Annotated in this window: 11 protein-coding genes; 8 read left to right on the top strand and 3 right to left on the bottom strand. The window is 50.3% G+C overall.

Features of this window, described 5'->3' with window-relative positions:
* Window positions 1-121: 121 nt before the first annotated feature.
* The 3 genes from ydgH to folM all read left to right on the top strand — a co-directional run bounded on the left by ydgH (window position 122) and on the right by folM (window position 3,393).
* Window positions 122-1,066, top strand: a complete 945-nt coding sequence (gene ydgH / locus AABJ99_RS11775; protein ID WP_039021276.1) for a DUF1471 family protein YdgH — start codon at window positions 122-124, stop codon at window positions 1,064-1,066.
* Window positions 1,067-1,251: 185 nt separating this feature from the next.
* Complete coding sequence (gene ydgI, locus AABJ99_RS11770) at window positions 1,252-2,634, top strand: amino acid permease (protein WP_000412394.1); 1,383 nt, start codon at window positions 1,252-1,254, stop codon at window positions 2,632-2,634.
* A gap of 36 nt (window positions 2,635-2,670) precedes the next feature.
* Window positions 2,671-3,393 carry a dihydromonapterin reductase gene (folM, locus tag AABJ99_RS11765; protein ID WP_039021275.1) on the top strand — a complete coding sequence of 241 codons (723 nt, stop codon included), beginning with the start codon at window positions 2,671-2,673 and terminating at the stop codon, window positions 3,391-3,393.
* Here the strand turns inward: folM and ydgC are convergent.
* On the bottom strand, window positions 3,390-3,725 hold the full coding sequence (gene ydgC, locus AABJ99_RS11760) for a GlpM family protein (protein ID WP_000524861.1): 336 nt from the start codon (window positions 3,723-3,725) through the stop codon (window positions 3,390-3,392). The genes folM and ydgC overlap by 4 nt on opposite strands.
* Window positions 3,726-3,853: 128 nt before the next feature.
* On the opposite strand from ydgC, the gene rstA reads away from it, so the two are divergent.
* The 3 genes from rstA to tus all read left to right on the top strand — a co-directional run bounded on the left by rstA (window position 3,854) and on the right by tus (window position 6,884).
* Window positions 3,854-4,573, top strand: a complete 720-nt coding sequence (gene rstA / locus AABJ99_RS11755) for a two-component system response regulator RstA (RefSeq protein ID WP_039021274.1) — start codon at window positions 3,854-3,856, stop codon at window positions 4,571-4,573.
* A gap of 3 nt (window positions 4,574-4,576) precedes the next feature.
* On the top strand, window positions 4,577-5,878 hold the full coding sequence (gene rstB / locus AABJ99_RS11750; protein ID WP_039021273.1) for a two-component system sensor histidine kinase RstB: 1,302 nt from the start codon (window positions 4,577-4,579) through the stop codon (window positions 5,876-5,878).
* A 76-nt stretch (window positions 5,879-5,954) separates the two neighbouring features.
* Complete coding sequence (gene tus / locus AABJ99_RS11745) at window positions 5,955-6,884, top strand: DNA replication terminus site-binding protein (protein ID WP_039021272.1); 930 nt, start codon at window positions 5,955-5,957, stop codon at window positions 6,882-6,884.
* On the opposite strand, the gene fumC is transcribed toward tus, so the two are convergent.
* A complete protein-coding gene (fumC, locus tag AABJ99_RS11740; RefSeq protein ID WP_001099088.1) occupies window positions 6,881-8,284 on the bottom strand; it encodes a class II fumarate hydratase in 1,404 nt (467 codons plus the stop codon). The two genes, tus and fumC, sit on opposite strands and share 4 nt — an antisense overlap.
* A 142-nt stretch (window positions 8,285-8,426) precedes the next feature.
* A complete protein-coding gene (gene fumB / locus AABJ99_RS11735) occupies window positions 8,427-10,073 on the bottom strand; it encodes a class I fumarate hydratase (protein ID WP_000066639.1) in 1,647 nt (548 codons plus the stop codon).
* Window positions 10,074-10,271: 198 nt separating this feature from the next.
* Between fumB and manA the strand changes: the two genes are divergently transcribed.
* Window positions 10,272-11,447 carry a mannose-6-phosphate isomerase gene (gene manA, locus AABJ99_RS11730; RefSeq protein WP_032303111.1) on the top strand — a complete coding sequence of 392 codons (1,176 nt, stop codon included), beginning with the start codon at window positions 10,272-10,274 and terminating at the stop codon, window positions 11,445-11,447.
* Window positions 11,448-11,547: 100 nt separating this feature from the next.
* A complete protein-coding gene (gene ydgA, locus AABJ99_RS11725; RefSeq protein ID WP_001043384.1) occupies window positions 11,548-13,056 on the top strand; it encodes a YdgA family protein in 1,509 nt (502 codons plus the stop codon).
* The last annotated feature ends 11 nt before the right edge of the window (window positions 13,057-13,067 follow it).

Raw genomic sequence — 13,067 nt, 5'->3', positions numbered from 1 at the left:
TTAAGGAATGTGATATGAAAAATGACGCAGACAGTTACACCGTTTAAATGCAATAATCAGCCACGTTTCTCGTTAATAACAATACCAGTACCTGGTTTGCGCAAGGCGAAGGATTATTTTTATGAAGCTTAAGAACACCCTCCTGGCGTCGGCACTGCTTTCTGCTACGGCCTTTTCCGTTAACGCAGCAACAGAACTGACACCGGAGCAAGCGGCAGCGGTTAAACCTTTTGACCGTGTAGTGGTTACCGGTCGTTTTAATGCTATTGGCGAAGCGGTGAAAGCCGTTTCTCGTCGCGCTGATAAAGAAGGTGCCGCCTCTTTTTATGTTGTCGACACTTCTGATTTTGGTAACAGCGGTAACTGGCGTGTGGTCGCTGACCTCTATAAAGCCGATGCTGAAAAAGCCGAAGAAACAAGTAATCGCGTTATCAACGGTGTTGTCGAACTGCCAAAAGATCAGGCCGTTCTGATTGAACCGTTTGATACGGTTACCGTTCAGGGCTTCTATCGTAGCCAGCCTGAAGTCAATGACGCCATCACCAAAGCGGCAAAAGCGAAAGGCGCTTACGCTTTCTACATTGTTCGTCAAATCGATGCTAACCAGGGCGGTAACCAGCGCATTACAGCGTTCATCTATAAAAAAGATGCTAAGAAACGCGTCGTACAAAGCCCGGATGTGATCCCGGCAGATTCCGAAGCGGGGCGTGCAGCTCTGGCTGCGGGTGGCGAAGCAGCGAAGAAAGTAGAGATCCCAGGGGTTGCGACAACCGCATCACCAAGTTCTGAAGTTGGTCGCTTCTTTGAAACCCAGTCATCAAAAGGCGGGCGTTACACTGTCACGCTTCCTGATGGTACTAAAGTCGAAGAACTGAACAAAGTAACAGCAGCGATGATGGTTCCATTCGACAGCATCAAATTCTCTGGCAACTATGGCAACATGACCGAAGTCTCCTATCAGGTTGCGAAACGTGCCGCGAAGAAAGGCGCTAAGTATTACCACATCACCCGCCAGTGGCAGGAACGTGGTAATAACCTCACCGTTAGCGCAGATCTGTATAAATAACTATTCAGTTACCACTATAAGGCGGCTTAATGCCGCCTTTCGCATTTTTAGTCACAAATTTCCCCACGACCATTGCATGCAGACACATCTCTTCGTAAAATCCCGCGCTTCAGTGGCAAACTCCATTTTTATGCGTTTTGCCCTAATATTTATTCTTCTAATCACGTTTTAACCACTGGATATCGATGGAAAAGAAACTGGGACTGAGCGCACTCACCGCGCTGGTATTAAGCTCAATGCTGGGCGCGGGTGTTTTCAGTCTGCCGCAAAATATGGCGGCAGTTGCCAGCCCGGCAGCACTGCTCATCGGCTGGAGCATTACTGGTGCTGGCATTTTATTGCTGGCCTTTGCCATGCTGATCCTCACACGCATTCGCCCCGAGCTTGACGGCGGCATCTTTACCTATGCCCGCGAAGGGTTTGGTGAGTTAATCGGCTTTTGTTCCGCATGGGGGTACTGGCTGTGCGCGGTTATCGCCAACGTCTCCTATCTGGTGATCGTTTTTTCCGCGTTAAGCTTTTTTACGGACACGCCGGAATTGCGTCTGTTTGGCGATGGCAATACCTGGCAATCGATCGTCGGTGCCTCGGCTTTATTGTGGATTGTTCACTTTTTGATCCTGCGCGGGGTACAAACCGCTGCCAGCATTAACCTGGTGGCGACACTGGCAAAATTGTTGCCGCTGGGCCTGTTTATTGTGCTGGCGATGATGATGTTCAAACTGGACACCTTCAAGCTCGACTTTACTGGCCTTGCACTTGGCGTACCGGTATGGGAACAGGTGAAAAACACCATGCTGATCACCCTGTGGGTTTTCATTGGTGTGGAAGGTGCTGTGGTCGTTTCGGCGCGTGCGCGTAATAAACGTGATGTAGGTAAAGCAACACTGCTGGCGGTTCTCTCCGCTCTGGGCGTTTACTTGCTGGTAACGCTGCTTTCGCTGGGCGTGGTAGCACGTCCTGAACTGGCTGAAATTCGTAACCCGTCAATGGCCGGTCTGATGGTGGAAATGATGGGACCGTGGGGCGAAATCATCATCGCTGCCGGTTTGATCGTTTCCGTTTGCGGTGCGTACTTAAGCTGGACCATCATGGCGGCAGAAGTTCCGTTCCTGGCAGCCACCCATAAAGCATTCCCGCGCATTTTTGCGCGCCAGAACGCACAAGCCGCGCCATCCGCCTCACTGTGGCTGACCAATATCTGCGTGCAAATTTGTCTGGTACTGATCTGGCTTACCGGTTCCGATTACAACACGTTGCTGACCATCGCCTCAGAAATGATTCTGGTGCCTTATTTCCTGGTCGGCGCGTTCTTGCTGAAAATCGCAACCCGTCCACTGCATAAAGCGGTAGGTGTCGGTGCCTGCATTTATGGCTTATGGTTATTGTACGCCTCTGGTCCAATGCATCTGCTGTTGTCCGTCGTTCTGTATGCGCCAGGGCTACTGGTCTTCCTGTACGCGCGTAAAACGCATACACATGATAATGTACTAAATCGTCAGGAAATGGTGCTGATTGGCATGCTGTTAATTGCCTCAGTTCCGGCGACCTGGATGCTGGTGGGATAACGTTCATCCCATCGTTGGATAGCAAAGGAGATAACGATGGGTAAAGCCCAGCCCTTGCCAATATTAATTACTGGCGGAGGTCGTCGCATCGGCCTCGCCCTCGCATGGCATTTCATTAATCAAAAGCAACCGGTGATAGTCAGCTATCGGACACACTATCCTGCCATTGATGGGCTGATGAATGCGGGTGCGCTGTGTATTCAGGCTGATTTTTCGACCAACGACGGTGTGATGGCGTTTGCCGATGAAGTGCTAAAAAGCACCCACGGCCTGCGTGCGGTGTTGCACAATGCCAGTGCGTGGATGGCAGAAAAACCAGGTATGCCACTCACCGACGTACTGGCCTGCATGATGCAGATCCACGTTAATGCCCCATACCTACTTAACCACGCGCTGGAAAGATTACTGCGCGGGCACGGACACGCCGCCAGCGATATTATTCACTTTACCGATTATGTGGTGGAGCGCGGTAGCGACAAACATATTGCCTATGCTGCAAGCAAAGCAGCACTGGATAATATGACCCGCTCGTTTGCCCGCAAGCTGGCACCTGAAGTGAAAGTAAATTCTATTGCGCCATCGCTGATCCTGTTTAATGAGCATGATGATGCCGAATATCGACAACAGGCGCTGAATAAATCACTGATGAAAACCGCGCCTGGCGAGAAAGAAGTGATCGACCTGGTCGATTACTTACTTACCAGCTGCTTTGTCACCGGACGCAGTTTCCCTCTTGATGGCGGTCGTCATCTGCGTTAATGCAGCTTAATCCAGCATATAATCAACACCCATGCGCTTATCCCCCAGCATGCAACAGAACCAACAAAAGCGGCGGGCAAGCGCATCATTCCGGTGAAATACCACAGCGACGCCAGGTAAACAAAATAGGGAATTATCGACCACATACTAAAAATGATTGTTGCACGTAAGGCTTCAATGCCGCGTTCGCTGGCAACAATATAATGCGCGATGAGCGCAAAAGTCGGAAAAAGCGGAATCAGTCCGGCGATATAATAATTTTTCGTTTTTGCTAATACACCAATCAACAGCACTACCAGCGCACCGAGCGCGGCTTTGATTACCAGCCCCATCTTTTTACCTTAACACTTCCATAACAAGTCATCAGTAGAATACCTGATGAAAACTTGTTTAGAAACGATTGATAGTAAGTAAAAACAGCGCAGTGTATTGTGACGTTTTTATATCTACCGTGAATAATATGAACACCATCGTATTTGTGGAAGATGATGCGGAAGTCGGTTCACTGATTGCCGCGTACCTGGCAAAACATGATATGCAGGTTACCGTAGAGCCGCGCGGCGACCAGGCCGAAGAAACTATTCTGCGAGAAAATCCGGATTTGGTGTTACTGGACATCATGCTGCCCGGCAAGGACGGCATGACCATTTGTCGTGATTTACGCGCAAAGTGGTCCGGACCGATTGTTCTTCTAACCTCTCTCGATAGCGATATGAACCACATCCTGGCACTGGAAATGGGTGCCTGCGACTATATTCTCAAAACGACGCCCCCTGCTGTTTTGTTAGCGCGTTTACGTTTGCATTTGCGTCAGAATGAGCAAGCCACACTGAGCAAAGGTCTTCAGGAAACGTCTCTGACACCTTACAAACCATTGCATTTCGGTACGTTAACTATCGACCCCATCAACCGCGTAGTGACGCTTGCTAACCATGAGATTTCACTCTCGACGGCTGATTTTGAATTGTTATGGGAATTAGCCACCCATGCCGGGCAAATCATGGACCGCGATGCGCTGCTGAAGAATTTACGCGGCGTCAGTTATGACGGACTGGATCGTAGCGTGGACGTGGCTATTTCGCGGTTAAGAAAAAAACTGCTCGATAACGCTGCCGAACCCTACCGCATTAAAACCGTGCGTAACAAAGGCTATCTTTTTGCGCCTCATGCGTGGGAATAAGCGATGAAAAAACTGTTTATCCAGTTTTACCTGTTATTGTTTGTCTGCTTCCTTGTAATGTCTCTGCTGGTCGGGCTGGTGTACAAATTTACCGCCGAACGCGCAGGCAAACAGTCGCTGGATGATTTGATGAACAGTTCGCTGTATCTGATGCGCAGCGAATTGCGTGAGATCCCCCCACACGATTGGGGTAAGACGCTGAAGGAGATGGATTTAAATCTCTCTTTCGATCTGCGCGTCGAGCCGCTGAGTAAATATCATCTTGATGATATTTCCATGCACCGGCTGCGTGGCGGCGAAATTGTCGCCCTGGACGATCAGTACACTTTTTTGCAACGCATCCCGCGCAGCCACTACGTGCTGGCAGTTGGTCCTGTTCCTTATCTTTATTACCTCCATCAGATGCGATTACTGGATATCGCCCTGATCGCTTTTATTGCCATTTCCCTCGCCTTTCCGGTGTTTATCTGGATGCGTCCGCACTGGCAGGATATGTTAAAACTGGAAGCAGCGGCGCAACGATTTGGCGATGGGCATCTCAGTGAGCGTATCCACTTTGATGAAGGTTCGAGTTTTGAACGACTTGGCGTCGCATTTAACCAGATGGCGGACAATATCAACGCCTTGATTGCCAGCAAAAAACAGCTTATTGACGGTATCGCTCACGAACTGCGAACACCGTTAGTGCGCCTGCGTTATCGACTGGAGATGAGCGATAACCTGAGCGCCGCCGAATCCCAGGCGTTGAATCGCGATATCAGTCAACTTGAAGCTTTAATTGAAGAGTTGCTGACTTATGCCCGACTCGATCGCCCACAAAATGAGCTTCATCTTAGCGAACCAGACCTGCCGTTGTGGCTGTCAACGCATCTGGCAGATATTCAGGCAGTAACGCCCGATAAAACGGTACGGATTAAAACGCTCACGCAAGGCCATTATGCGGCGTTGGATATGCGCTTAATGGAACGCGTGCTGGATAATTTACTCAATAACGCGCTGCGTTACTGCCATTCAACGGTTGAAACCAGCCTGCTACTGTCGGGGAACAGAGCGACATTAATTGTTGAGGATGATGGCCCAGGGATTGCCCCAGAAAACCGCGAACACATCTTTGAACCTTTTGTTCGCCTCGATCCCAGCCGAGATCGCTCAACCGGCGGCTGCGGGCTGGGGCTGGCGATTGTCCACTCTATAGCACTAGCAATGGGCGGTACGGTTAATTGTGACACCAGCGAACTGGGTGGTGCCCGCTTCTCGTTTAGCTGGCCGTTATGGCATAACATCCCGCAATTTACCTCTGCTTGACATTACGCGCACGGTGGTCAGGCTGTCGATACTGTGCTATAAAATAAAGTATGTTGTAACTAAAGTGGTTAATATTATGGCGCGTTACGATCTCGTAGACCGACTCAACACTACCTTTCGCCAGATGGAACAAGAACTGGCTGCATTTGCCGCTGAGCTAGAACAGCACAAATTGCTGGTTGCCCGCGTGTTCTCTTTGCCGGAGGTAAAAAAAGAGGATGAGCATAACCCGCTTAATCGTATTGAGGTAAAGCAACATCTGGGCAACGACGCGCAGTCGCTGGCGTTGCGTCATTTCCGCCATTTGTTTATTCAGCAACAGTCCGAAAATCGCAGCAGCAAGGCTGCTGTTCGACTGCCTGGCGTGTTGTGTTACCAGGTCGATAACCTTTCGCAAGCAGCGTTGGTCAGTCATATTCAGCGCATCAATCAACTCAAAACCACTTTCGAACATATCGTCACGGTAGAGTCAGAACTCCCCACAGCGGCGCGTTTTGAATGGGTGCATCGTCATTTGCCGGGGCTGATCACCCTTAATGCTTACCGAACGCTCACTGTTCTGCACGACCCCGCCACTTTACGTTTTGGCTGGGCCAATAAACATATCATTAAGAATTTGCATCGTGATGAAGTCCTGGCACAGCTGGAAAAAAGCCTGAAATCACCGCGCAGTGTCGCACCGTGGACGCGCGAGGAGCGGCAACGAAAACTGGAGAGAGAGTATCAGGATATTGCTACCCTGCCACAGGACGCGAAGTTAAAAATCAAACGTCCGGTGAAGGTGCAGCCGATTGCCCGCGTCTGGTACAAGGGAGATCAAAAACAAGTACAACACGCTTGCCCTACGCCGCTTATTGCGCTGATTAATCGGGATAATGGCGCGGGCGTGCCGGACGTTGGGGAGTTGTTAAATTACGATGCCGACAATGTGCAACACCGTTATAAACCACAGGCGCAGCCGCTTCGTTTGATCATTCCCCGGCTGCACCTGTATGTTGCAGATTAACGCCCTGCTTTCATACTGCCGACCATCTGTTCTGGCCGTACCCAGCTGTCAAACTCGGCTTCGCTAAGATACCCCAGCGCAAGGGCCGCAGCTTTTAAGGTCAGCCCTTCTTTATGCGCTTTTTTGGCGATCTCGGCGGCTTTGTCATAACCAATGTGAGTGTTGAGCGCAGTCACCAGCATCAGCGATTCATTGAGTAATTGATTGATTCGCTCACGATTCGGTTCAATGCCCACTGCGCAGTGTTTGTTGAAACTTTCCATGCCATCTGCCAGCAAGCGCACCGATTGCAGGAAATTGTGGATCACCATCGGACGGAAGACGTTCAGTTCAAAGTTACCGGAAGCGCCCCCCATGTTGATCGCCACGTCGTTCCCCATCACCTGACAGCAGAGCATGGTTAATGCCTCACACTGGGTTGGGTTCACTTTCCCCGGCATGATTGAGCTGCCCGGCTCATTTTCCGGGATTGAGATTTCACCAATTCCGCAGCGCGGGCCTGAGGCCAGCCAGCGGACATCATTGGCAATTTTCATCAGTGACGCAGCCAACCCTTTCAACGCGCCGTGCGCCTGAACCAGGGCATCACAGGTCGCCAGCGCTTCGAATTTGTTCGGCGCGGTAACAAACGGTGCGCAGGTAATGACTGCCAGTTCATCTGCCACGCGACGCGCATACTCCGGATGGGTATTTAGTCCAGTACCCACAGCTGTACCGCCCATAGCCAGTTCCGCTACATGCGGCAGGCTGTATTCGATATGTTTGAGATTATGCTCCAGCATCGCTACCCAGCCGGAAATCTCCTGCCCCAGTGTTAGCGGCGTGGCATCCTGCAAGTGGGTACGACCAATTTTGACGATATCGGCAAATGCGCGCGATTTCTCATTCAGCGTCTGTGTCAGGGTTTTAAGCTGCGGAATGAGTTGCTTGCGCAGCGCCAGTAGCGCCGCAACGTGCATCGCCGTCGGAAAGACATCATTGGAACTTTGGCTTTTGTTCACGTCGTCGTTAGGGTGAACTTTACGCTCCATCCCGCGCACGCCGCCAAGTAATTCACTGGCCCGATTAGCCAGCACTTCGTTCATGTTCATATTACTTTGCGTGCCGGAGCCGGTCTGCCAGATTGCCAGCGGGAATTCGTCGTCATGCTGTCCTGCCAATACTTCATCCGCCGCCTGCCGAATGGCGCTCGCTTTCTCTTCAGACAGCAAGCCTAAATCTTCATTAACTTTTGCCGCTGCGCGCTTGGTTAGCGCCAGCGCATGAATCAGTGAGGTGGGCATTTTCTCCGTCGAAATGCGGAAATGCTCCAGCGAGCGTTGAGTTTGTGCGCCCCACAGCTTATCTGCCGGGACATCAATCGCCCCCATCGAATCTTTTTCGCTGCGTACTGTATTCATGGCCTGCTCCTCACCTGATTAATTTTTTCTTTCTGTTTTGCTTTCGTTAAGCAACTTTTAGCTCACTCATTATTTACTATTTGATAACAAATGTTTGGTCTTTCGTGCCATGTAAAAAAACCGCCCCGAAGGGCGGCTCTGTTTATTTCACACAGCGGGTGCACTGTGTGAGTTGTATCTGCTGGAAGAAGTCATTTCCTTTATCATCCACAAGGATAAACGCCGGGAAATCTTCTACTTCAATTTTCCAGATGGCTTCCATTCCCAGTTCCGGATATTCAACACATTCCAGGCTCTTAATACTTCCCTGCGCCAATACTGCTGCCGGACCACCGATACTACCGAGGTAGAAACCGCCGTGTTTTTTACAGGCATCCGTCACCTGCTGGCTGCGGTTGCCTTTCGCCAGCATGATCATACTGCCGCCCTGCGCTTGCAGTTGATCGACATAAGAATCCATCCGTCCGGCGGTCGTTGGGCCAAGAGAACCGGAGGCATAACCTTCCGGCGTTTTGGCCGGACCCGCATAGTAAATCGGATGATCTTTGATGTACTGCGGCAGCCCTTCACCGTTATCCATCCGCTCTTTCAGTTTGGCGTGAGCAATATCACGACCGACGATAATCGTGCCATTCAGCGATAAGCGTGTAGAAACGGGATACTGCGACAACTGTGCGAGGATCTCTTTCATCGGACGGTTAAGGTCAACGCGCACCGCTTCGCCTTCTCCCGCTTTGCGCAGCTCTTCCGGGATATATTTGCCTGGATTATGTTCCAGTTTTTCGATCCAGATCCCCTGACGGTTGATCTTCGCTTTGATATTACGGTCAGCAGAACAGGAGACACCCATACCGACCGGGCAGGATGCGCCGTGACGTGGCAGGCGAATCACGCGGATGTCGTGAGCGAAGTATTTACCACCAAACTGCGCACCCAGACCAAGATTTTGCGCTTCGATCAGCAATTCTTTTTCAAGTTCCACATCGCGGAACGCCTGACCGTGCTCATTCCCTTCCGTTGGCAGTTCATCATAGTATTTAGCGGAAGCCAGTTTCACCGTTTTAAGATTCGTTTCTGCAGAAGTTCCACCAATAACGAACGCAATATGATACGGAGGACAGGCCGCCGTACCCAGCGTGCGCATCTTCTCAACCAGGTAATTTTTCAGTTTTCCCGGCGTCAGTAACGCTTTGGTTTCCTGATAGAGATACGTCTTGTTTGCCGAACCGCCACCTTTGGCGATACAGAGGAATTTGTACTCGTCACCATCAACGGCATAAAGATCGATCTGCGCTGGTAAGTTAGTGCCGGTATTCACCTCTTTATACATATCCAGCGGCGCGTTTTGCGAGTAGCGCAGATTATCCTCGATATAAGTGTTATAGACACCGCGCGCCAGCGCTGCTTCATCACCGCCACCGGTCCATACACGCTGCCCTTTTTTACCAACAATAATCGCGGTGCCGGTATCCTGACAGGTTGGCAGAACGCCTTTTGCCGCGATGTCGGAGTTACGCAGGAATTGCAGCGCCACATATTTATCATTTTCGCTGGCTTCCGGGTCACGCAGAATGTCGGCCACCTGTTGTTGGTGAGCCGGACGCAGCATAAATGACGCATCATGAAACGCCTGACGCGCCAACAGAGTTAACGCTTCGGGTGCGACTTTCAAAATCTCCTGCCCTTCAAATTCAGATACGCTAACGTGTTCGCTGGTTAGCAGGTAATACTCAGTATCATCTTTTTTGAGTGGAAAAGGAGCCTGATAATGAAAGGGTTTGTTTGACATTGTTCTCTCACTTACTGCCTGGTTTGGTTATGCTCTGGGCGGGTGTTCCGTTGCCCTGTTAAAAGCGAGTAACAATATCCTACACAGTTTTTTAACAAAAACTGAGACTAGTACGACTTTTTGCGGCTCCAGGTTACTTCCCGTAGGATTCTTGCTTTAATAGCGGGATTAATTTCCACATTAAAACAGGGATTGATCATGCAAAAACTCATTAACTCAGTGCAAAACTATGCCTGGGGCAGCAAAACGGCGTTGACTGAACTTTATGGTATGGAAAATCCGTCCAGCCAGCCGATGGCCGAGCTGTGGATGGGCGCACATCCGAAAAGCAGTTCACGAGTGCAGAATGCCGCCGGAGATATCGTTTCACTGCGTGATGTGATTGAGAGTGATAAATCGACTCTGCTCGGAGAGGCCGTTGCCAAACGCTTTGGCGAACTGCCTTTCCTGTTCAAAGTATTGTGCGCAGCACAGCCGCTCTCCATTCAGGTTCATCCAAACAAACGCAATTCTGAAATCGGTTTTGCCAAAGAAAATGCTGCAGGTATTCCGATGGATGCCGCTGAGCGTAACTATAAAGATCCTAACCACAAGCCGGAGCTGGTTTTTGCGCTGACGCCTTTCCTTGCGATGAACGCGTTTCGTGAGTTTTCCGAGATTGTCTCCCTACTCCAGCCAGTCGCAGGTGCACATCCGGCGATTGCTCACTTTTTACAACAGCCTGATGCCGAACGTTTAAGCGAACTGTTCGCCAGCCTGTTGAATATGCAGGGTGAAGAAAAATCCCGCGCGCTGGCGATTTTAAAATCGGCCCTCGACAGCCAGCAGGGTGAACCATGGCAAACGATTCGTTTAATTTCTGAATTTTACCCGGAAGACAGCGGTCTGTTCTCCCCGCTGTTGCTGAATGTGGTGAAATTGAATCCTGGCGAAGCGATGTTCCTGTTCGCTGAAACACCGCACGCTTACCTGCAAGGCGTGGCGCTGGAAGTGATGGCGAACTCCGATAACGTGCTGCGTGCGGGTCTGACGCCTAAATACATTGATATTCCGGAACTGGTTGCCAATGTGAAGTTCGAAGCCAAACCGGCTAACCAGTTGTTGACCCAGCCGGTGAAACAAGGTGCAGAACTGGACTTCCCGATTCCGGTGGATGATTTTGCCTTCTCGCTGCATGATCTTAGTGATAAAGAAACCACCATCAGCCAGCAGAGTGCCGCCATTTTGTTCTGCGTCGAAGGCGATGCAACGCTGTGTAAAGGTTCTCAGCAGTTACAGCTTAAACCGGGTGAATCAGCGTTTATTGCCGCCAACGAATCACCGGTGACTGTCAAAGGCCACGGCCGTTTAGCGCGTGTTTACAACAAGCTGTAAGAGCTTACTGAAAAAATTAACATCTCTTGCTAAGCTTATTAAAGGCTTATAACACCTTCAGGCGGCCAGTCCGCCTGATTTCATTTTATGGATAATCATTATGAATAAATCGCTGGTAGCGGTAGGCGTCATTGTTGCGCTAGGCGTAGTCTGGACAGGCGGCGCATGGTATACAGGCAAGAAGATAGAAACCCATCTCGAAGACATGGTCGCGCAGGCGAACGCGCAACTCAAACTGACAGCTCCTGAATCCAATCTGGAAGTAAGTTATCAAAACTATCATCGCGGCGTATTCAGCAGCCAGTTGCAGCTGTTGGTGAAACCCGTTGCCGGAAAAGAAAATCCGTGGATTAAAAGTGGTCAGAGCGTCATCTTCAACGAATCAGTTGATCATGGTCCCTTCCCCTTTGCCCAGCTTAAAAAACTGAACCTGATCCCGTCTATGGCATCAATTCAAACTACGCTGGTCAATAACGAAGTAAGCAAGCCACTGTTTGATATGGCAAAGGGTGAAACGCCTTTTGAGATTAACTCCCGCATTGGTTACAGCGGAGATTCCAGTTCCGATATTTCGCTCAAGCCACTGAATTACGAACAAAAGGATGAAAAAGTCGCCTTTAGCGGCGGCGAGTTCCAGTTAAATGCTGACAAAGACGGCAAAGCTATCTCCCTTTCCGGAGAGGCGCAAAGTGGTCGGGTAGACGCGGTTAACGAATACAACCAGAAAGTGCAGTTAACCTTTAATAATCTGAAAACCGACGGTTCCAGCACGCTGGCAAGTTTTGGTGAGCGCGTAGGAAACCAAAAACTGTCGCTGGAGAAAATGACCATTTCAGTGGAAGGCAAAGAACTGGCACTGCTGGAAGGCATGGAGATCAGCGGTAAATCGGATCTGGTCAATGACGGTAAAACGATCAATAGCCAACTGGATTACTCGCTAAACAGCCTGAAGGTACAGAATCAGGATCTGGGCAGCGGCAAGCTGACTTTAAAAGTCGGCCAGATTGATGGCGAAGCCTGGCATCAGTTTAGTCAACAATATAACGCGCAAACTCAGGCGCTTCTGGCACAGCCAGAGATTGCCAACAATCCCGAACTTTATCAGGAGAAAGTGACGGAAGCCTTCTTTAGCGCCCTGCCGCTGATGTTGAAAGGCGATCCGGTGATTACTATCGCGCCGTTAAGCTGGAAAAATAGTCAGGGTGAAAGTGCGTTGAATCTGTCGCTGTTCCTGAAAGATCCGGCAACGACAAAAGAAGCGCCGCAAACGCTGGCACAGGAAGTAGACCGCTCGGTTAAATCTCTGGATGCGAAACTGACCATTCCGGTGGATATGGCAACTGAGTTGATGACTCAGGTAGCGAAGCTGGAAGGTTATCAGGAAGATCAAGCGAAAAAACTGGCGAAACAGCAAGTTGAAGGTGCATCAGCAATGGGGCAGATGTTCCGTCTGACCACCTTGCAGGACAATACCATCACCACCAGCCTGCAATATGCTAACGGTCAGATCACGTTAAACGGGCAGAAAATGCCACTGGAAGATTTTGTTGGCATGTTTGCGATGCCGGCATTAAACGTTCCGGCTGTACCCGCTATTCCGCAGCAGTAATTCACAGCCAA

It is taken from the genome of Escherichia coli, from assembly GCF_036503815.1.
Taxonomy (GTDB): Bacteria; Pseudomonadota; Gammaproteobacteria; order Enterobacterales; family Enterobacteriaceae; genus Escherichia; species Escherichia coli_F.
The sequence above is the reverse complement of the archived record's forward strand: the minus strand, read 5'-3'. Positions and strand labels throughout refer to the sequence as shown.

Bases quoted from the DNA above. Each gene is read 5' to 3' on its own strand.
- ydgH (WP_039021276.1), top strand. From the start codon at position 122: ATGAAGCTTAAGAACACCCTCCTGGCGTCGGCACTGCTTTCTGCTACG.
- ydgI (WP_000412394.1), top strand. From the start codon at position 1,252: ATGGAAAAGAAACTGGGACTGAGCGCACTCACCGCGCTGGTATTAAGC.
- folM (WP_039021275.1), top strand. From the start codon at position 2,671: ATGGGTAAAGCCCAGCCCTTGCCAATATTAATTACTGGCGGAGGTCGT.
- ydgC (WP_000524861.1), bottom strand. From the start codon at position 3,725: ATGGGGCTGGTAATCAAAGCCGCGCTCGGTGCGCTGGTAGTGCTGTTG.
- rstA (WP_039021274.1), top strand. From the start codon at position 3,854: ATGAACACCATCGTATTTGTGGAAGATGATGCGGAAGTCGGTTCACTG.
- rstB (WP_039021273.1), top strand. From the start codon at position 4,577: ATGAAAAAACTGTTTATCCAGTTTTACCTGTTATTGTTTGTCTGCTTC.
- tus (WP_039021272.1), top strand. From the start codon at position 5,955: ATGGCGCGTTACGATCTCGTAGACCGACTCAACACTACCTTTCGCCAG.
- fumC (WP_001099088.1), bottom strand. From the start codon at position 8,284: ATGAATACAGTACGCAGCGAAAAAGATTCGATGGGGGCGATTGATGTC.
- fumB (WP_000066639.1), bottom strand. From the start codon at position 10,073: ATGTCAAACAAACCCTTTCATTATCAGGCTCCTTTTCCACTCAAAAAA.
- manA (WP_032303111.1), top strand. From the start codon at position 10,272: ATGCAAAAACTCATTAACTCAGTGCAAAACTATGCCTGGGGCAGCAAA.
- ydgA (WP_001043384.1), top strand. From the start codon at position 11,548: ATGAATAAATCGCTGGTAGCGGTAGGCGTCATTGTTGCGCTAGGCGTA.